The organism is Lentzea cavernae (genome assembly GCF_014653695.1).
Taxonomy (GTDB): Bacteria; Actinomycetota; Actinomycetes; order Mycobacteriales; family Pseudonocardiaceae; genus Lentzea; species Lentzea cavernae.
The window spans coordinates 859661-879665 of sequence record NZ_BNAR01000002.1 but is presented as its reverse complement, the minus strand read 5'-3'; the positions used below and the strand labels follow the sequence as shown (position 1 = coordinate 879665).

Annotated in this window: 12 protein-coding genes and 1 tRNA gene; 5 read left to right on the top strand and 8 right to left on the bottom strand. The window is 70.7% G+C overall.

What is annotated here, in order from left to right:
• Positions 1-69: 69 nt before the first annotated feature.
• The 3 genes from IE307_RS47255 to IE307_RS09965 all read right to left on the bottom strand — a co-directional run bounded on the left by IE307_RS47255 (position 70) and on the right by IE307_RS09965 (position 9189).
• A complete protein-coding gene (locus IE307_RS47255) occupies positions 70-4014 on the bottom strand; it encodes a DUF4132 domain-containing protein (RefSeq protein WP_191297550.1) in 3945 nt (1314 codons plus the stop codon).
• An 86-nt stretch (positions 4015-4100) separates the two neighbouring features.
• Positions 4101-7559 (bottom strand): DUF4132 domain-containing protein, encoded by a 3459-nt coding sequence (locus IE307_RS09970; RefSeq protein WP_191297549.1) that lies wholly within the window; start codon positions 7557-7559, stop codon positions 4101-4103.
• Between the two features lie 88 nt (positions 7560-7647).
• Complete coding sequence (locus IE307_RS09965; RefSeq protein WP_191297548.1) at positions 7648-9189, bottom strand: glycoside hydrolase family 13 protein; 1542 nt, start codon at positions 9187-9189, stop codon at positions 7648-7650.
• 301 nt (positions 9190-9490) lie between these two features.
• On the opposite strand from IE307_RS09965, the gene IE307_RS09960 reads away from it, so the two are divergent.
• Positions 9491-9563 (top strand) — tRNA-Gln (locus IE307_RS09960).
• A gap of 108 nt (positions 9564-9671) precedes the next feature.
• On the opposite strand, the gene IE307_RS09955 is transcribed toward IE307_RS09960, so the two are convergent.
• Positions 9672-10403, bottom strand: a complete 732-nt coding sequence (locus IE307_RS09955; protein ID WP_191297547.1) for an inositol monophosphatase family protein — start codon at positions 10401-10403, stop codon at positions 9672-9674.
• A gap of 57 nt (positions 10404-10460) precedes the next feature.
• On the opposite strand from IE307_RS09955, the gene IE307_RS09950 reads away from it, so the two are divergent.
• Positions 10461-11435 carry an ArsR/SmtB family transcription factor gene (locus tag IE307_RS09950; RefSeq protein ID WP_191297546.1) on the top strand — a complete coding sequence of 325 codons (975 nt, stop codon included), beginning with the start codon at positions 10461-10463 and terminating at the stop codon, positions 11433-11435.
• Positions 11432-12172: a DUF1684 domain-containing protein gene (locus IE307_RS09945; RefSeq protein WP_191297545.1), complete on the top strand. Its 741-nt coding sequence runs from the start codon at positions 11432-11434 to the stop codon at positions 12170-12172. Before IE307_RS09950 ends, IE307_RS09945 begins: the two co-directional genes overlap by 4 nt.
• Positions 12173-12233: 61 nt before the next feature.
• Here the strand turns inward: IE307_RS09945 and IE307_RS09940 are convergent, their stop codons facing one another.
• Positions 12234-13121, bottom strand: a complete 888-nt coding sequence (locus IE307_RS09940; protein WP_191297641.1) for a hypothetical protein — start codon at positions 13119-13121, stop codon at positions 12234-12236.
• A gap of 147 nt (positions 13122-13268) precedes the next feature.
• Entirely contained in the window at positions 13269-14285 is a 1017-nt protein-coding gene (locus IE307_RS09935; RefSeq protein WP_191297544.1) for a LacI family DNA-binding transcriptional regulator, read from the bottom strand.
• A 29-nt stretch (positions 14286-14314) separates the two neighbouring features.
• On the opposite strand from IE307_RS09935, the gene IE307_RS09930 reads away from it, so the two are divergent.
• Positions 14315-17158: an AfsR/SARP family transcriptional regulator gene (locus tag IE307_RS09930; RefSeq protein WP_268250350.1), complete on the top strand. Its 2844-nt coding sequence runs from the start codon at positions 14315-14317 to the stop codon at positions 17156-17158.
• Here IE307_RS09930 and IE307_RS09925 read toward each other — a convergent pair.
• Positions 17144-17617, bottom strand: coding sequence for a hypothetical protein (locus IE307_RS09925; RefSeq protein WP_191297542.1), 474 nt, complete (start codon positions 17615-17617; stop codon positions 17144-17146). The two genes, IE307_RS09930 and IE307_RS09925, sit on opposite strands and share 15 nt — an antisense overlap.
• A gap of 47 nt (positions 17618-17664) precedes the next feature.
• The gene (locus IE307_RS09920) at positions 17665-19140 is read right to left on the bottom strand and encodes a sigma-70 family RNA polymerase sigma factor (protein WP_191297541.1); all 1476 of its coding nucleotides are present in this window, start codon (positions 19138-19140) and stop codon (positions 17665-17667) included.
• A gap of 567 nt (positions 19141-19707) precedes the next feature.
• Between IE307_RS09920 and IE307_RS09915 the strand changes: the two genes are divergently transcribed.
• Complete coding sequence (locus tag IE307_RS09915; protein WP_191297540.1) at positions 19708-20004, top strand: YiaA/YiaB family inner membrane protein; 297 nt, start codon at positions 19708-19710, stop codon at positions 20002-20004.
• Position 20005 lies beyond the last annotated feature (1 nt).

Genomic DNA, 20005 nt, shown 5'->3' with positions numbered 1-20005 from the left:
GTTACTCAGGGGGTCTGACAATTCTTCGCAGTCGGGGCGAAGAGCGGGTCAGCCCCCTGAGTTCCGGTGCTACTGGCGCAGTGACTCCAGTTCGGACAGCACCTCGGAGGCCGTGATCGCGTCGGTGGTGAGAGCGTTCGCCGCGTTGCGCTGGGGGGACCAGTAGCCGTGGCCGTCGGCGGAGAACCAGAGTTCGGTGAACTTGACCTCCGGGAAGACGTCGATGGCGCCCACGGCGATGCCGGGGTCGAGCGAGGCGACGAGGGCGCCGCCGGTCGGCAGGGGGCGGGTGATCCAGCACTCGACGCCGCCGTCCTGGGGTTCGCCGCGGATCCAGCCCTTCTTGGTGAGGCTGAGGATCTTGCCGATCGGGTGGTCGACGCCGCAGTGCTCCTTCAGGTGGGGCAGGAGGTCCTCGCCCCGGGGCACGAGGTGCAGCGGGCGGCCCAGCTGCGGGAACGGCTGGAGGATCTCGTAGTCGGCGAAGACCTCGCCCCAGGCCTCGAGCTCGTCCTGGATGTCGACCGGGTGTGCCACGCGGACCGTGGCGTCGGCGGGGAGGGTGAACTCGTCGTCGCCGGAGTCGGCGAGGGTGCGGTCTTCCGCCAATCGGAAGGAGTCGGCGTCACCGGTGATCCAGACGAGGCGGCGGACGATGTGCCACAGCAGGGGGTGGCCGGCCAGGACCGCGTGGAACTCGTCGGCGGTCCAGGTGCGCTGGTCGACCATGGCGCGTTCGAGGCGGTGGATCTGGTCGGAGGCGACGGTGCGGACGTCCTTCTTCAGGGCCGTGAACCGCTTGTGCTCCAGTGGTGCGAGGTCCTGGTCGTCCTTGGCACCGGGCTTCGGGAGGTCCTTGCGGCGCTTGCCGTCGGGGTCGAGGACGAAGGGCTTGAGCTGTTCGTCGAAGCCGACGGTGAACTGGCGCTGGCCGTAGTCGATGGTCAGGGTCGCGGCGTCGTCGAGACCCAGGCGCGGCACCAGCCTGTCCGCGAGCTGGTCACGGGACAGGCCCAGTTCCTCGGCGATCTGGGCGACCTTCTCCTGCGCCTTGGTCTTGAGGCCCTTGAACTTCACCTTCTCGGCGATGCTGTTGAGGTGCGACAGGGCGACCTCGGTGCCGATGTCGGCGAGCACGTCGAGCCCCGTCACCGCCCTCGCGTGCTGGCTCTCGCCCGGCCAGACCCGGATCAACGGCGACAGCGCCCGGACCGTCGAGTCGTCGCCGAGCCAGCCCAGCGCGTTGAGCGCCCAGCCCTCCTTCGACGGTGCGCCGACCTCCTGCCAGCGTTGGAAGACCGCCCACGCGAACTCCGCCAGCGAGGCCCTGTCGAGTGCCTCGCGGGCGATCGGCAGACCGGCGTAGACGTCGCCCGGCTTGGACAGCGCGACCGTCATCAGCAGGTGACGCGCGGCCTCGGGGGACAGGCCCTGCTTGCGGTCGTGCAGCAGGACCTGCGGCAGCAGGCGGGTGTCCGCCCACTCGCCGATCACCGGCAGCTTGGCGGGCAGCACGTCGACCGGGTCGACGGCCAGGAAGGACTCCAGGGCGGCCGCCGCGGCCGGGCCGGGAGCGACCGCCACCACGTCCACCCCGAGGGCGTGCAGGTGGCGGATCGCCGTCTCGGCGTTGCGGCGTTCGGCACCGGGCTTGCCCAGGGCGGCGGGGATGAGCAGACGTGCCGCGGTCTCGCGGTGCCGGGCGAGCCACGCCAGCGCCGTCTTGCGCACCTGCTTGAGCCGCACGAGCCAGTCGGCCATCAACGCGGCCACCTCGGGCGTGGCGAACGGCAGGACGATCACCGCCGTGGCCGAGGTGCGCTCCACGATGCGCAGCAGCGGGGGCAACGCGTCGAAGCCGAACTTCGCGGCCAGCCGCTTGCCGGCCGACTCGGCGCTCCAGCCCAGGTTGGGCTGCCAGTCCGCCAGCAGGTGCCGCACCTCGTCCGCGGGTGCCCCGACGAGCAGGTCGGCCATGCGGTAGCCGATCCGGCCGGCGTTGTACTCCGCCAGCCAGTGCTCCCAGGTCTTGTGGCGGTGGGTGTCCCAGTGGCCGTCCTTCAGCCACTCCTCCCGCTCGCCCGGCAGCCACACGAGGGACGGGCCGGGCACCGGGAGGTCCGGCACCACGACGGGCTTCACCGGCTTCTTGCGCTGCAACCACGGCGGCGAGGCCAGCACCGTCGGCAACGCCTCCGCTGGCGCCTCCGGCAGTGCCACGGACTCGACCTCGACGAAACCGTCAGGCGCCTCGAGGTGCGGGTAGGTCTTCAGGTGCACGCTGAGCAGCTGGCGCAGTTCGGCGTTGCGACCGGAGCGTTCGCCCAGCAGCCGGGCCGCCCGCGCAGGGAACGCCGCCATCATCGACAGCACGGTCGGACGCACGTACTTCGTCTCGATGCGGTCGAGCGCGATGGTGAACGCCTCGTCGGTGGGCAGCACCGCGAGCACCTTCAGCACCTGCTTGCGACGGTCCGCTTGCTGGTACTTGTGGTCGAGCGCGGCCGCGAGCAACGGCGCGATCGCCGGACCGAGCACGTAGAGCGACGTGTGCAGGATGGCGCTGTTGTTGGACACCGAGGATGACACGGGCCCGAAGTCCTCGAAGCGGGTGGCACTGCAGGGCAGGAGCCACCACCGGCTGTTCGAGTTGGTCTGGCTCGCGTCCTGGAACCAGTCGGCCCGGCCCGGCAGCACGAACGCCCGCACCATCTTCGCGTTGGACTCGTCGAGCTCGCCCATCCTGCTCAGCACGGCTTCCGCGGCTTCGACCTCGGTGTCGTCCGCGACCGCCAGCGCGTACCGGATCGTCCTGAGCATCCTGCCCTCGGCGGTGTCGAGGTTGGTGTGGAAGTAACCGCCGCGGGAGGTCAGGCGTTCGTTGCCGTAGGTGCGCTGCTGCGACAGCCACTCGCGCGCGCAGAGCACCCTGGTGTACTCGACCGCGGCCTCCGTCGCGAACACCACGCCCTGGTCGGCGATCCAGGCGTGCGCGGACTGCTCGGCGCCGTCGATGATCGCCGCGACCGCCGCCGCCCCGACCAGGTTCGGCCGGCCTGCGAGGTGCTCACGTGTGGCCTGGACGAGGTCGGGGTCCGAGGCCGGTTCGGACAGGATCTGTTCGATCCGGGTGTCCCGCTGCGTGTCGACTCGGCTCCTTGCCTCTTCCGCCTGGCCGGGGTCGACGGTGAACTCCGGGGCCGGGGTGAAGCCGCGCTGGCGGACCACGTCGCGCAGCCAGGCCTTCGGCATGACCCAGGTGTCCTCGTCGGCGGGGACGGGCTTCGGGGAGGTGGGCGGCGCGAGGGCGGCGGTGGGAGGCGTCGCAGGTGTGCCGGAGGGGGAGGGGAGTTGGTCGGTAGACGAGGCGGTGGCGGGGGTGGTGTGAGAGCTGGTGGGTGCGGTGGGCGAGGCGGCGGTCTGGTCTGCGGCGAGGGGTGAGCCAGGTGAGCTGGTGGCGGTGGTGTGGGAGGCGGTGGTGGACGCGGCGGTCTGGTCTGCGGCGGTGGGTGAGCCGGGTGAGCTGCCGGCGGCGTCAATGGCTTGGTGGGTGGGGAGGTCCGCAGCCGACGAGGTCGTGGCGGTGGAGCTCGTCGCGCCGGGCGAGGTGGTTGCCGGTGTGGTGGGCGCGGCGGTGGCTGCGGTCAGCGTGGTGGCGCCGGTGAGCGTGGTGGCGCCGGTGAGCGTGGTGGCGCCGGTGAGCGCCGGGTCACTGTTGGGCGCTGAGTCGTCGGTGGGTGCCGGGGCGCTGTCAGGAGCTGGGGCGCCGTTGGGAGTTGAGGGTTGGGCAGCGGCAGCGGCTGGTGTTGCGGTGGCCGGGCGGTAGCCCTTCTTCTCCTTTTCCGACACCAGCTTCGCCACGTGCGCTGCCGCTGCCTCGGGGGTGGCCAGGTCCTTGGTCTGGGTTTGGCCGTGCGTGTCGAGCCGTCCGAAGCGGACGGTGACGGCGGTGCCGTCCTGGTCGATCTCCCAGAACTTCGCCGCGCTGCCCGAGACGAGCTCCCACCTGCGCACTGACTGCTCCCTGCTGTGTGGTCCGAGGCCTTGCCTGTGACGTGCCGAGCCGGTCTGACGTTGGTCGTCGACCAACCGTTCCCGTGTTACGCGTGCAGTGATTCGAGTTCGGAGAGGAGTTCGGAGGCGGTGATGGCGTCCACTTCGAACGTGGTGGGGCTGCCGCCCCTCGGGGCGCCCCAGGCGCCGTGGCCGGTGGGGTCGAACCACAGGTCGCTGAACTTCATCTCCGGCTCCATGTCGATCATTCCCACGACGATGCCGGGGTCCAGCGCGGCGACCAGGGCGCCGCCGGAGGGCAGGGGGCGCGTCATCCACGGCTCGACGCCGTTGTCCTGGGGCTGGCAGCGTGCCCAGCCGTGCTTGGTGAGGCCCAGGACCTTGCCCACCGGGATGGCCCTGTCGAGGTACTTCTCCAGCTGGGGGATGGTGTCGCCCGGCGTGAAGGCGTGGGTGGGGCGGCCCAGCTGCGGGAACGGTTGCAGGATCTCGTAGTCCGCGAACACCTCGCCCCAGGCCGGCAGGGAGTCGATCAGGTCGATCGGGTGTGCCACGCGGACCTTCGCGTCGGCGGGCAGGGTGATCTCGTCGTCGGAGGCGTTCGCCAGGGTGCGGTCCTCGGCCAGGCGGAAGGTCAGGCCGGTGTCGGTGATCCACACCAGGCGGCGGACCAGGTGCCACAGCAGGGGATGGGCGGCCAGGACCGCGTGGAACTCCTCGGTGGTCCAGGTGCGCTGGTCGACCATCGAGCGCTCCAGGCGGTGGATCTGGTCGGAGGCGACGGTGCGGACGTCCTTCTTCAGGCCCGCGAAACGCTTGTGCTCCGCTGGTGCGAGCTCCTGGTCGTCGCGAGCTCCTGGCTTGGGCAGGTCCTTGCGGCGCTTGCCGTCCGGGTCGACGACGTACGGTTTGAGCTGCTCGTCGAAGCCGACGGTGAACTGGCGGGGGCCGTAGTCGATCACGAGGCTCGCGTCCTCGTCGAGGCCGAGCCGGGGCACCAGGCGGTCGGACAGCTGGTCGCGGCTCAGGCCGAGCGCCGCCGCGATGGCGGACACCTTCTCCTGCGCCTTGACCTTGAGGCCCTTGAATTTGACCCGTTCCGCGATGCTGTTCAGGTTCATCAGCGCCGCCTCGGTGCCGATCTCGGCGAGCACGTCGAGGCCCGCCACGGCGCGGGCGTGCTGGCTCTCGCCCGGCCAGGAGCGGATCAACGGGGCCAGGCGGCGCACCGTCTCGTCGTCGCCGAACCAGCCGAGCGCGGGCAGGACCCAGCCGTCCTTCGACGGTGCGCCCGCGTCCTGCCAGCGGCCGAACACGGCCCAGGCGAACTCCGCCAGCGACGCGCGGTCGCACGCCTCGACGGCGAGAGGCAGGCCGGGGTAGACGGCGTCCTGTTTGGACAGCGCGGCCGTCGTCAGGAGGTTCTTCGCGGCACCCGCGGGCAGCGCGCCGGAACCGTCGGCCAGCACCACCTGGGGCAGCACGGTGAGATCGGCCCACGCGCCGATCGCGGGCAGCTTCGCGGGGAGGACGTCGAGCGGGTCGATCTCGATGAGCGCGCGGACGGCCCCGCCCGCCTCGGCGCTGTGCTCGGAGGCGAGAGCGATGACGTCGACGCCGGACTCGAGGTGGAGGTGGCGCAGCGCGGACTCGGCGTTGCGGCGCGCGGGACCCGCCGGGCCGAGCGCGACCGGCAGCAGGAGGCGGGCCGCTGCCTCGCGGTGACGCGACAGCCAGGAGAGAGCGAACGCGCGGGCGGTCTTGAGGCGCACGAACCAGTCCGCCATCAGCGCGGCGACCTCGGGGGAGGCGTACGGGAGCAGCACGACACCGGAGATCTGCGGGTTGCTCGCCGCCAGCCGCAGCATCGCGGGCAGGGCGTCCGCGCCGAACCGGGCCGCGATGCGCTTGCCCCAGCCCTCGCTGCCCCAGGTGTCACCGGGCGTCCAGACGGCGAGCAGCGGGCGGGCGAGATCCTCGGGACCGGACACGAACAGCCTGTGGTCGTGGTGGCGGGAGCCGCCGGAGCGGATCTCGTCGGCCATCGCCGGCCAGTTCCCCGCACCGGCCCTCGACCACCAGCCGGTCAGCTCGGCCCACTCCTCCCGCTCGCCCGGCAGCCACGTGAGGTGGGCGGCGGGCACCGGGACGTCGCCCAGGACCACGGACTTCGGCTGCGGACGGCGGTGCGTCCACGGCGGCTCGGCCAGCACCGGCGGGAGTGCGCTCGCCGGTGCTTCGGGCAGCGACTCGACCAGGGAGGCGAGCCCGTCCGGAACAGCGAGGCCGGGGTGCTTGAGCAGGTGGACGCGCAACAGGTCGCGGACGTCGGCGTCGGTGGCGGCGCGCGGCGCCATCAACCGGACGGCTCGCGCGGGGAACGCCTGCATCGCCGACCACAGCGGCGGACGCACGAACCGCTCCTGCAGGCGGTTGAGCAGCATGAGGAACGCCTCGTCGGTCGGCAGGGCCGCCAGCACCTCGAGCGCCAGCCTCCGGTGCTCCCCGCCCCACTCGGCCTTCGCGCGCAGCTCGGCGTCGAGCACCGGTGCGAGCGCGGGACCGAGCAGGTGCAACGCCGTGTAGACGGCCGTCTGCGACCAGATCAGGTGGCCGTACCTCAGCCGGCCCAGCTGCTCCGCGGTGCTCGCCGAGCTGTGCACCATCCAGTACGCGCTCGACGTCGAGTTCGCCTCCTCGAACCAGTCGTGCCGCGTCGGGGCGAGGAAGGCGCGCGCCACCTGGCCGAACCAGGTCGTGCCGACCTTCTCCAACTCGGTGAGGGCCGCCTCGTAGGTCGCGTCGTCCGCCGCCGCCAGCGCGGTGCGGACGTCGATCAGCGCACGGCCTTCCGCGCTCTCCTGCGAGCTGTGGTGCGGCAGGTACACGACCAGCTTGCCGTAGCTGTGGGCCACTGTCGCGTGGTGCGCGGCGGCCGCGGCGGCGAACGGCAGCCCGAAGTCCTCGATCCACCAGTGCGCGGGCGACGTGCCGTGCTCGAACCCGAGCAGTCTCGCGAGCACGGCGGCGCCGAGCGGGTCGGGCCGGCCCTCGCGGTGGTCGCGCAAAGCCCGCACCAGGCCCTGGTCGTGCTCCGGTGACGTCAGCGCCTCGTCGATCTCCGCGGCCTGCGCGGCGACCTGCTCGCGGAACCTCCGCGCCGACGCCGAGTCGACCACGAACTCCGGCAGGGGCGTGACATCGCGCCTGCGCATAGCCTGCGCCAGCCACTCGGCCGGCATGGTCCAGGTCTCCTCGTCCGGCGCGGGAGCCTCCACCGCCGGCTCGGGTGCCGGGGACGCCACCGGCTCGGGTGCGGCGCTCGCGACGGCACCGGCGTCGACGCTGCGGTAGCCCTTCTTCTCCTTCTCCGCCACCAGCTTGGCGACGTGCGCCTGCGCGGCGGCCTCGGAGGGCAGCTCCTTGTTCTGGGTCTGCCCGGCCGCGCCCACCCGTCCGAATCGGACGGTCACCGCGGCGCCACTGCGGGTGATCTCCCAGAACTTCGCCGAGCTACCGGAGACGAGCTCCCACCTGCCTGCCACGAAACCCCCTGAGTCCGACCTGGAGCTGATGTCCACGGACGGTACCCAGGGGGTCCGACAGTTTTAGTCGATCAAGTGAAATAGCTGGTCAGAGCTTCCACCACACTGCGGTGTCCGGCGGGAGCAGCAGGAGCCCGTCCCGCACCCCGTAGTACGACGACGCCAGCAGCACCGAGCCCGGGTCCGGCAGCTCCACGACCGCCTCGGACAGGTTCACCGCGCAGGCGACCCCGTCCCGCTCGAACCACAGCACACCGGCCGGTCCGTCGATCCACGTGAGACCCGCGCCGGCCGCCGGGTGCTCGCGCCGGACGCGCAAAGCGTTGCGGTAGAAGGACAGCATCGAGTCCTGGTCACCCGTCTGCGTCTCCACGCTGAGCTTCGCCCAGTCCGCGGGCTGCGGCAGCCACGACCCACCCGTGCCGAACCCGAGCGACGGCCCGGAAGCGGCCCACGGCAACGGCACGCGGCACCCGTCGCGGCCGCGTTCGGTGTGGCCCGACCGCTCCCACATCGGGTCCTGCAGCACCTCGTCCGGCAGGTCCAGCACCTCGGGCAGCCCGAGCTCCTCACCCTGGTACAGGTACACCGAGCCCGGCAGCGCGAGCATCAACGCCAGCGCGGCGCGCGCACGGCGCACACCGGTCTCACCGCCGCCGTACCGCGTCACGTGCCGTTGCACGTCATGGTTCGACAGCACCCAAGTAGTAGGCGCCCCAACGGGTTCGACAGCAGCCAGCGACGAGTCGATGACCGACCGCAACGCCTCGAAGTCCCACTCCGCCGTCAGGTAGTGGAAGTTGAACGCCTGGTGCATCTCGTCCGCGCGCAGGTACATCGCCGTGCGCTCGGCAGAAGGCGTCCACGCCTCCGCCACGAGCACGCGCTCGCCGTCGTACGAGTCGACGACCTCACGCCACTCGCGGTGGATCTCGTGCACGCCGTCCTGGTCGAAGAACGGCAACGGGTCCGTGCCCAGCAGCTTGAGCTGGTCCGCGTGCCCGATGTCGGGCAGTCCCGGCGCCTTGACCATCCCGTGCGCCACGTCCACCCGGAACCCGTCGACGCCCAGGTCCAGCCAGAACCGCAGCACGTCGCGGAACTCCGCGCGCACCTCGGGCAGCTCCCAGTTCAGGTCCGGCTGCTCCGGCGCGAACAGGTGCAGGTACCACGACCCGTCGGCCACCCGCGTCCACGCGGGCCCGCCGAAGACCGACTCCCAGTCGTTCGGCGGCTGGTCGCCGACGCCTTCGCGGAAGATGTACCGCTCACGGCCACGTCCGGCCAGCGCCTCCTGGAACCACGCGTGCTGGTCGGAGCTGTGGTTCGGCACGATGTCGACGATCACCCGGATACCGAGCGTGTGTGCGTCGTCCACCAACGCGCGCACGTCGTCCAAGTCGCCGAACTGCGGGTCGACCGCGCGGTAGTCCGCCACGTCGTAGCCGCCGTCGGCCATCGGCGAGGCGTAGAACGGCGTGATCCAGACCGCGTCCACGCCCAGGTCGCGCAGGTGGGGCAGGCGCGAGCGGATGCCGGGCAGGTCGCCGACGCCGTCGCCGTTCGAGTCGGCGAAGCTGCGCACGTAGACCTGGTAGATGACGGCGTGGCGCCACCAGTCCTGGGACATGTCCATGCCTTCCGGGTGGGGTGTGTCAGCGGTCCAGGAAAGACGTTGCAAAAGTTTTCCGCAAGTCCGCTTAAGGATTCTTAAAGAAAGCGAACTATTTCTGCAAACTTTTTCAAGTCAGAATAATGCGTTGCAAGTCCGCCACGCCGTCCGTCAGAGTGGTTCTCAACGAACCGGGGAAGGGAGCCAGCCGTGATGCAACACATGCGCCGTCAGCACGTCTGGTGCTCCTCGGCATGAGCTGACCTCATGTCTCCGGGGAGCCGTCCCGTCGCACCGAGCGACGAGGCGGCTTTTTTGATGCCCGTTGGTCCAATTGGCACGGACACCGCGCTCTGAACGCGGAGATCGAGGTTCGAGTCCTCGACGGGCAGCCGTGACCGAAGCCGAAGCAGTCGAGGCGCCAGGTCGTGGTCCTGGTCGAAGCCGGTGCGAGTCCGGTCGGTCACCCCAGCGCGCGGGATCCGGCGATCACCTGGGCCTCATGAGCCCGGGGTGCCTGGTGCGACACCAGGACGCGCGATGAGCAGGGCGAGGAAGGCGTCGTGCAGGACACCGTTGGTGGCCAGCACGACGTCCTCCTCGACCACCGTCACGCGTCCGCCCGCCTCCTCCACGAGCACCGGCAGGCACGCCAGGTCGAACTCGTCCAGTCCGGCGCCCGCCGCGACCACCGCGTCCACCCGGCCGGTGATCAGGTCCAGCACCGGCGTGGAGCCGTCCACGATCACGCATTGCTCCAGAGCCGGTTTCTTCTTGCCGTGCAAACACACGCGCGCACCTTCGACACTGTCCGTTGAGGACACACGAGCGGTTTCCTCTCGCTCGTCCCGGAAAACGCGGCAGCCCATGCCACGTCCCGCCGCCATCGTGATGCCCAGCGACGGCATGACGGAGACGGCCAGCGCCCCTTCCAGCGCCAGGTCGACCGAGTACGTCGGCCGTCCGGCCACGAAGTCGGCGGTGCCGCTGATCGGGTCGACCAGCCACCGGCGTCCCGAGGTTCCTCTGCGCTCAGGACGTTCCTCGCCCACGACCCCGTCGTCGGGCACCGCCTCCGCGAGCAGCCGGCGCACCAGGTCCTCGACCTCGAGATCGGTCGAGGTGACCTGCCTGCCGTCCTCCTTCAGCCACACGTCGGGAGTGCCTGCGGCGAGCACTCGTTCCGCTGCCCGGCAGGCGATCCGCAACGCCAGCCGCATGTCGGTCCACATGGTCGCGAAGCCTGGCCCAGGCGTCGGCGGGACGTAACTGATGTAGCGTTGTGCTACATGATCGAGTTCCTGCTCGGCGAGTCCGACCTGGTGGACGTGCGGTTCGCCGTCTCGCCGCTCAGCAATCTGACGCTCAGCCTGCGCGTGCTGAAGAACCCGGCCAAATATCCGCTGCACGTGCCGTGGGTGCGCCAGATCCGTGATGTCGACACGGAGGTCTTGCTGGCGCTGTCGACCGACCGCGGCTGGACGCCGGACTTCCTGAGCCCCCGCCCGCTGACGCCGTTCACGCGGATCGAGGACGAGTTCGCGGCGCTGCGGAAGATCTCCACCGCCACGATGCGACGTGACTTCCGTGCGGTGTTCGGCGACGTGCCCGCGGTGCTGCGCGACCGTCGCAGGGTCCTCGACGCGGTGGAGTCGTACTGGCACGCGGCTCTGGCCGGGCACTGGGACCGGATGCGCGCGGTGCTGGAGGCCGACATCGCCCATCGCGGCCGCGCCATGGCCCAGCACGGTCTGGCGGCGATGTTCTCGGGGATCTCCGAACGGATCACCTTTGCCGGCGCCGTCGTTCAGGTGCGCATCGACGGAGCGCGGCCGCGACGCCTGGAGGCCGGGGGACAGGGGCTCACCCTGGTGCCCAGCGTGTTCGCCCGGCGCACGGCCGTGCCGGTCGACCCCGCCGCGGCGCCGTTGCTGATCTACTCCGCCCGTGGCGCCGGCACGGTGTGGGAGGCCGGGCGCTGCCGTGGGCCCGAAGCGCTCGCCGGTGTCCTCGGTCAGGTGCGGGCGGACCTGCTCGCCGAGTTGGCGCAACCTCGGTCGTCCACCGACATCGCGCGACGCACGGGCGTCACGACATCAGCGGTGAACCAGCACCTGAGGGCGTTGCGTGACGCCGGTCTGCTGGCCTCGCAACGACACGGCCGCAGCGTCGTCTACGCGCGCACAGAACTCGGCGACGCCCTCGTTTCCCACTCCGTGGAACGGGGAAGCGACGCCACCGCTCCGTCGTTCGCAAGTACATGAGCTTCGCTGAGGACTGGCAGACCTGGAAGACGGAGCGCGAGACCACCCTGGCCGACCCCTATGGGTGGCTGGCGCTGGTTTCGCTCGATTGGCTCGAGACGTCCCCACGCGCCTATGACGGACTACCGGGCGAGTGGTGGCAAGACGACGACGCGGCCTACTGGCGCAACGACGGGGAGACCAAGCGGTTCGAACTCGTCCAGAGCGGTGGCGGCGAACGCGTCGTGGCAGGTGACGTCGAGATCGAGATCGCCCGGCGCGGCGGGTACCTGATCCGCGTGCACGACCCGAAGGCACCGGTGCTGCGGGACTTCAAGGGCGTGCCAGCGTACGACCCGCAGGAACAGTGGGTGCTGGAGGGCGAGTACGAGCCGTTCGACGCGCCCGTCCCCACGACCGTTGGTGCCGTGGTCGAGGGGCTTAGCCACGTGTACGAGGCTCCGGGCCGTGTGCGGTTCACGCACAACGGCGCCGAGCACACGCTGACGGCGTTCAACGGCCGCAACGGCGGGCTGAGCATCCTGTTCACCGACGAGACCAGCGGCGTCACGACCTACGCGGCCAACCGGCAGATCGCCGCCACCCCGCGCGACGGCAAGGTCGTGCTCGACTTCAACCGCGCGACGAACCTGCCGTGCGCGTTCACCGACTTCGCCACCTGCCCGCTGCCGCCCGCGGGCAACCACCTGGCGTTCGGCGTCGAGGCGGGGGAGAAGACGCCGTACGAGCGCGGCTAGGAGCCGCCGGGCGGGGGGTGGAGCCGTGGGCGCGGTCAGACGCGCCCACGGCTTCCCCGCGCTAGCTCTCGCACCCGACGCCGTCTCCGTTGCTGTCCAGCTTGTAGACGTCGGGGCCGATCACGCGGATCGGGCCTCGGACGTACTCAGGTCCGTTTCCGCTGCCGCCGGCGCAGTCGACGTCCGTGGCGATAGGCACGCACGGGCTGTAGCTCGCGTGGCAGTTCGATTGCGGAGCGGGTTGGGGATTCGGCTGCGGGTTGGGCTGCGGCTGAGGTTGCGGCTTCGGCTGCGCGACCGCCGCAGGCGCGGTGGTCGTTGTTGTCGTGGTGGTGGTGGTGGTGGTCGTCGTGGTCGACGTCGTCGTGCTGGTCGTCGTCGGTGCCACGGTCGTAGTCGTAGTAGTGGGCGCAACGGTGGTCGTCGAGAGCTGCGCCGCCGCGTTGTTCACGTCGGCCGGGCCCTTGACGGCCGCGCCGATGACGCCCATCACGACGAAGAACCCGAACAGGGCGGCCGCGCTGATCGCCACCGGCGCCGCCCACGACCTGCGCGCCGGAATGACGGGCACGACGGCGCCGCGGGGGACCTCGCGCGGCATCCGCAGCGAGATCTGCAGCAGCCCGTTGGCGCCGCGCTGGACGAACGCCGCGCACCCGGTCGCACCACCGCCGGACTCCACGTGCATCAGCACGGGCGCATACCGTTGCGACATCAGGAAAGTCAGCTCACCCACGCGGTAGCCGTCGAGGCGCACCTCGATGCCGCGGTGACCCCGGTACTTGCCGGCGGCGATCGCGCACCACGTCAGGCTCACGGCGACGTTGCGCGTGACGCCGTCCGGGACGGAGTAGCGCGCCAGCACGTCCTGGTGGTGCTGCTCGCCGGTGACGGTCACCGTCACCTCGCCGGGAACCATCACCAGACCGGATGCCGAGTTCTCGATCACTGTCGCAACTCCCTCGGGTGAGTACCTACGCGGTCACCATCGAGAAGTCGCACCGGGTGTTACCGACAGTGCGTGAAGGTTGTGCCGAACGAGTGAAACCTCGGCCTGATCCGTCACGGACGGCCGATGACCACCGATGAAGGTCTTTCAGGCGCTGGAACGCACCACGAGCGAGGTGGGCAACAGCAGCGACGGCGGCAGCCCCGCCTCGCCCGCCAGCTCCGCGAGCAGCCGCCACGTCATCGTGCGCCCGAGCTCCTCGACGTCCTGCCGGATCGTCGTCAGCGGCGGCGTGGCGGTCGAGGCGAACACCGAGTCGTCGAACCCGACGACCGCCACGTCCTCGGGCACGCGCTTGCCCTGCGCGTGCAGCACCTGCAACGCGCCGAGGGCCATGATGTCCGCGGCGACGAACACCGCGTCGAGGTCGGGGGCCTTGCGCAGCAACGATTCCATGGCTCGCGCGCCGCTCTCGGGCGTGAAGTCGCCGTGCGCCACGAGGGTCGCGGGGAGCTTGGCCTCGCTGAGGCCGCGCCGGAAGCCGCTGAGCCTGTCCGCGCCCACGGCCATGTCCTTCGGGCCGGCCACGGTCGCGATCCGCTTGCGCCCCAACGACGCCAGGTGCCGTGCGGCCTCCAGGGCGCCGGTGAAGTTGTCGGCGTCGACGAACGGGACCGTGGCACCGAGCGGCCGGCCGCCGGAGACGACCGGCAGGCCGATCTCGGCGAGCATCGGCACCAGAGGGTCCTCGCCGTGCAGGCTCACCAGCAGCGCGCCGTCGACGTGGCCGCTGCTCAGGTACGTCACGAGGTCGTCGGTGTCGGAGGGCTGGCTCATCATCAGCAACAGCTGCATGTGGCGGCCGGCCAGTTCGGCGTGGACGCCGCGCAGCACGCCCGCGAAGAACGGGTCGGACAGCACGCGGCCGGTGGGCTCCGAGACGACCAGGGCGATGGCGTTGGCGCGGTTGCCGGCCAGTGCGCGGGCGGCCTGGTTGGGGGAGTAGCCCAGCTGTGCGATTGCGGCGTGCACGGCCTCGCGGGCCTTGGCGCTGACGTACTGCTCGTCGTTGATGACGCGCGAGACGGTCGACTTCGACACCCCGGCGACCCGCGCGACCTCTTCGATCCGGGGGCCGGGACGTCGCTTCGCCGTCTCGGTCATGCGGTCATCCTAGGCTGCCTGGCCGGACCATGATCTGCTCAGGGCCATCTTCGTTCCCCCTCTTCACGGCGGCGAGCGTCAAGTTTCCAAGATCGTCCGCACAAATTCCGCACAGCACCCCCGAGTTCTGGCACCATGCCCCCCGAGGAGGGCTAGTGCGGTATCGGCTTCTTGGGCCGCTGCAGATTTGGCGTGGGGGCGTGGAACTGCGGCTGGGCGGGCCCCGGCAAAGGGCACTGCTCGCGGCGTTGGCGGTGCATGCCAACGAGACGGTCAGTTTTGAACACTTGAGCGAAGCGGTGTGGGAATCTCCACCCGCTGCTCCCGAATCGAACATCCGGACTTATGTCGCGGCCTTGCGCAAGCTCGTGCTGGACGACCTCGTCACCGTTCCCGGCGGGTACCGGCTCAAGGTGCCGGGCGGGGACGTCGACGTCGTGGTCTTCGAGGAGCTGTGCGCGGCGGGCGACGACGCGCTGAAACAGGGTGATCACCGGACGGCGGTCGCGAGGTACGAGGAAGCCCTGCAGTTGTGGCGTGGCCCGGCGCTCGACGGCCTCACCGTGGGGCCGCGGCTCGAAGCCGAGCTCACGCTGCTGCAGGAACGGCGGCTCACCGTCGCCGAGCAGCACGCGCGGCTGTCGATCGAGCTGGGCCAGGGCGAGCGGCTGATCGCCGAACTGCGGCGGCTCACCAAGCAGTTCCCGCTCCGGGAACAGCTGTGGCTGCAGCTCATGCACGCGCTGCAGCGGGCGAACCGGCCCGCCGAGGCGTTGCAGGCGTTCGAGGAAGTGCGCGTGCTTTTGGCCGACGAACTGGGCACCGACCCGGGAAGCGACCTGCGGGACATGCACGCGCGGCTGCTGCGCGGGGACGAGCCGCGGCTCGCCCTGAACACGCTGCCCCGCGACGTCGCGGACTTCACCGGCCGCGCCGCCGAGATCGAGAGGCTGACGAGGGCGGTCACCGGCAAGGCCGCCGTCGTGATCTCCGCGATCGACGGCATGCCGGGCGTCGGCAAGACGACGCTCGCCGTGCACCTGGCGCACCGCCTGGAGTATCCGGACGGTCAGCTGTTCATCGACCTGCACGCGCACACCGCGGGCCGTGCGCCCGTGGAACCGACAGACGCGCTCGACGTGCTGTTGCGCGCGCTCGGCCTGGAAGAGATCCCGGTCAGCCTGGACGAACGGGCCGCGATGTGGCGGGCCGAGCTGTCGCGGCGCCGGTTGCTGGTCGTGCTCGACAACGCGGTGAGCGCCGACCAGGTCCGGCCGTTGCTGCCGGGCGTGCCGGGCTCGCTGGTGCTGGTCACCTCACGGGCGCGGCTGGTCGAGCTGGAGGGCACGTCGACGCTCACGCTGGACGTGCTGTCCGAGGCGGAGGCGCTGCAGCTGTTCGCCACGATCGTCGGCGACGACCGCGGCACCGACGAGGCGGCCCGCGAGGTCGTCGCGCTGTGCGGGCGGCTGCCGCTGGCCGTGCGCCTGGCCGCCGGACGGCTCCGCAGCCGTCCCACCTGGACCACCGCCCACCTCGCGACGCGGCTGCGCGAGGGACGATTATCCGAGCTGGACGCGGTCTTCGCGTTGTCGTTCGGCCAGCTCCCCACCGGTCACCAGCGGCTCTTCGGCCTGCTGGGCCTGCACCACGGCACCGACTTCGACGTCGACCAGGCGGCGGCGCTCGGTGAGCTCGACCTGCTGGAGTGCGACGGGATGCTCGAAGACCTCGTCGACGTGCACCTGCTGGAGGCGACGACCCTCGGCCGGTACCGGATGCACGACCTGTTGCGGCAGTACGCGCAGTCCAAGGTGGACAGTTCCCGCGAGCCGCTGACCAGGCTGCTCGACCACTTCCTGGACACGGCGAACCAGGCGACGAGGCTGATGTCGCCCGCCGCGCGCAAGTACGAGGTCGACATCACCTACCGGCCTGCCTCCCGGTTGGTCCTGCGCGACTACGACCACGCGGTCGAGTGGCTGGAGACCGAACGCCAGACGCTCGTCGCCGCCGTGGCGCTGTCACTCGACGGCGACTGGCGCACACACACGTGGCAACTCGCACGCGCGTTGACGTTCTTCTGCATGGTGCGCGGCCACACGCGTGACTGGGCGACCATCAACGAACTGGCGTTGGAGGCGGCGAAGGACGAGCCGGTCGCGCTCGCGATCACCACGAAGAACTACGCGATGGTGTTCTGGCAGACCGCGCAGTACCCGAGGGCCATCCACTACAACGAGCGCGCGATCGAGATGCTCCGCGAACTGGGCGACCTGCAGGGCGTCGCGGGCACGCTGAACAACCTCTCACTGGTCTACCGGACCCTCGGCCGTCACGCCGAGGCCGCTGAACTGCTGGAACAGGCCATCACCGTGGCGCGGCAGCTCGGCGACCGGCACCTCGAGTCGCAGGCGATGAGCAACGTCAGCAACATCTACAGCGCGCTCGGCCGGTACGACGAGGCGCTGCAGGCGTGCACGTCGGCACTGGCGTTGATGCGCGAGATGGGCAGCCGCCGCGACGAGGCGGACACCCAGAGCGCGCTCGGCATGATCCTGCACGCCATGGGCAGGCACGACGAGGCCCTGGAGGCGCTGGAGTCGGCGTTGGCGGCCGTGCGCGCGATCGGTGACGTCACGACGGAGACCGTGGTGCTCAACTACCTCGGTGAGGTGCTGACCGCCGCCGGACGTCCCGCCGACGCCATCGCGCCGTTGCGCGAGGCGTTGGAACTGGCCGAACGGATCGACGACAGGCGTGAGGCGGCGAACGCGCACAAGCACCTCGCCCGCGCCGTCACGGATCCTGCCGAGGCCGCACGCCACCAGAGGGAAGCGGACGAGAGGTTCGCGGCGCTAGGCGCCGACTGAGCGCGGGCCCGGCCTCCCGCCGGGCAGCACCGCGCCGCGCGGAAGCCCGTCCCGCAGCAACGGCAACAGCCGCGGGTGCTTGCTCATGAGCACCGCGGCTGTGCCGTTGCGCTGCTGGGTCCTGCGGCAGAAGTGGGGCGACAACGGCACCCCGAGGTACGCCTCGGCGCGGGGCCCGTAGACGACCGCGCTGCCGAGCCCGCACCACGCCGCCGCGACCGCCTGCCCGTCCGCCCAGACGTAGCCCTCGACGTACACGCCGCCGTTGAGCCGGCTCGCCTCGCTCGAGGCGTCGCTGAACGTCACCTGCGGCTGCAGGCGGGTCAGGTCGTCGGCCGACCACCACCCGCCGAGGTCGAGCACCAGCCCCTCCACGCTCGCGTGCGCCCATTCCGAGTCGTCGACGAGCGTGCGGAACGGCGCCTCGAGCCGCGTCAACGCCTCCGTGAGCTCCTCCACCCGCCCATGGTGCGGTGCCCGGGCCGATCCCGCTGTCCGAAGTGGACTCAGCCCTGGGACTCGACGATGGTGATCGGGATGCTGACCTCCACCGGTCCCGCCACCCCGGTGATGACCCCGTCCCCGGCCTTGTTGCCTGCCTGCAGCCGTGCGCGGAACGTGACCGTCTGACCGGGGGCGAGCGTCTGGCCGCCCTCGCACGTGACGGTGCCCTTGCCGGCGGGGCAGCCGATGAAGCCCACCGAGGTCTTGCCAGCCCCGACCGTCTTGATCTTGTCGGGCATGCTCAGCGTCAGCGTCGGGACGGTGGTGGGCTCGTCGCCGTTGTTGGTGATGCTGATGTTCATCTCGTTCGCCGGGCCGTCGGTGGTCATGGCGATGCCGTCGGGCGCGGAACCGGACAGCTCGGCCTCGCTCGCGGGCACGACGGTGTTGTTCGTGGTCGTCGCCGGCCGGTTGGCGCCGCTCGTGCCCTGTGCGGCCGTGCCCGCCGAGGTGCCCTTGGTCGGTGCGGCGCTCGCGCTCTGCGCGGCGCCGGACTCGGTGGGCGCGGCCTGTTCCGAGACGACCGTGCTGGTCGGCGCGGCGCCGATGACCGTGGTGACGGGTCCGCTGTCCGACGTGACGACGCCCGACGTGACGACCACGACGACCGCCGCGGCCGAGGCGGCGACGCCCATCCACGAGGCCGCGCTGAGGGTGACCACGGCGCCCTTGGTCGCCGTCGCGGCGGCGGCCAGGTATCCGGCGGTGCCCGTGCCGAGCACGATGGGGGCGACGAGACCGCGCAGCGCGCCGTTCACGTCCGAGAGCTCGCTGGCGAGCTTGCGGCATTCGGCGCAGTTGTCCATGTGCTCGTCGATGTGGACGGCGTCGCGACCCTTGAGGCCGCCGCGCGTCCAGGCGCCGAGCTTCGTCACGGTGGGGCGGCAGGTGTCCGCCGGTTCCTGGTTGACGTGCGCCTGCAAGAACGCCTTGCGAAGGCCCTCGCGCGCACGGAACGCCATCGCGGAGACGCCGTTCGGGGTCAGGCCGAGCAGTGGTGCGATCTCGCCCGGTGACTGTCCCTCGATCGCGGTGTGCCACAGCACTGTCTGCCACCGTTCGGGCAGCGTCGCGAACGCCGTCGCCGCCAGCGTCTGGTCCAGGTCCTCGACCGCCTTGTCGCGGAACGGCACGCTGGTCGCCTTGGTGGCGCCGGGAACCTCCTCGATGTCACCGGCCAGTTCGACCCGCTTCTCCTTGCGGGTGCGGTCGTACGCCGCGTGCCGCACCGCCGTCAGCAGGTACGGCCGGAACGACGCGCCCGGACCGCCACCGGCGCGCAGCGCGGCGAGGACCTTGGCGAACGCCTCCGACACCAGGTCGTCGGCGTCCGAGGACGACGAGGACAGCTGCATCGCGAGGATGGTCGCCGAGCGCACGTGACGTTCGTAGAGCTTGCCGTACTCCTCGACCCTGCCGTCTCTGACGGCATCGATGAGGTCGGCATCCGACGGCGGTCGTCCACGCTGCCCGATCAAAGAAAGCCGCCTTAACGTGATGCCCTGTACTGATACGCGGACCCTATCGACATGACTCAACGCGAACAATCCACGCATACGAACCCGATGTATTAAAGGGGTTCAGGGCCCTCGCAAGTCTTGACCAACTCAGGCCAGATGGCCCTAGCGCCCGCTCGTCTTTTCCTGGACGAGCGTCCAAACCTACCTGGTCCCGGCGCGCTCCGCGGCCGCAAAGGAACCAACTTCCGCTGGACCAACGGCACGCACCCCGGTGTGAAGGCAGGACAAACGTGCTGGACAGGCCTTCGGGTGACCCGACGACCTGGCGGATCGGCCGGGGCGTTCGGTCGAATGAACGGTGCCGGGGTCCTGGAGTTCGCGGTACGCCCCGATTTCGCCCAGAAAGTTGTCCAGTTGAAATCTTCGCCGGCGGCACGACGACAGCGATGAACGTCCCACCTGTCGCACTCGGTTCCGCCGATTGGTCGATGGTCTATAAAGGACTGAATTCGGCTGATCCGCCGCACGGCGGAAGTGAGTAGCCGTACTCATGACAGCCGTGGTGTGGCGCAGGACTCTCAAAGCATGACGTCTTCCGCGCCCTCGCACACGCCGACGACCGCTGCCTTCTACGTGCAGGCGGTCCTCTCGTTCGGGCTCTCGCTGACCGCCGTCGGCCTCGGAGTCGTGTTCCTGCCCGTCGACGGGTGGGTGCGCGCGTTCCTGGGGATCGCGATGCTCTACGCGATCACCTCGGCGTTCACCCTCGCCAAGGTGATCAGGGACCGGCAGGAGGACACCTCCATCTCGAGCCGGGTCGACAGAGCCCGGCTCGACAAGCTGCTGACGGACCACGACCCGTTCAAGATCGACGCGGCCTGAC

Excerpts from the sequence above, each read along its gene's own strand:
- IE307_RS09965 (WP_191297548.1), bottom strand. The coding sequence starts at position 9,189 with ATGTCCCAGGACTGGTGGCGCCACGCCGTCATCTACCAGGTCTACGTG.
- IE307_RS09955 (WP_191297547.1), bottom strand. The coding sequence starts at position 10,403 with ATGTGGACCGACATGCGGCTGGCGTTGCGGATCGCCTGCCGGGCAGCG.
- IE307_RS09950 (WP_191297546.1), top strand. The coding sequence starts at position 10,461 with ATGATCGAGTTCCTGCTCGGCGAGTCCGACCTGGTGGACGTGCGGTTC.
- IE307_RS09945 (WP_191297545.1), top strand. The coding sequence starts at position 11,432 with ATGAGCTTCGCTGAGGACTGGCAGACCTGGAAGACGGAGCGCGAGACC.
- IE307_RS09935 (WP_191297544.1), bottom strand. The coding sequence starts at position 14,285 with ATGACCGAGACGGCGAAGCGACGTCCCGGCCCCCGGATCGAAGAGGTC.
- IE307_RS09930 (WP_268250350.1), top strand. The coding sequence starts at position 14,315 with ATGATCTGCTCAGGGCCATCTTCGTTCCCCCTCTTCACGGCGGCGAGC.
- IE307_RS09915 (WP_191297540.1), top strand. The coding sequence starts at position 19,708 with ATGACGTCTTCCGCGCCCTCGCACACGCCGACGACCGCTGCCTTCTAC.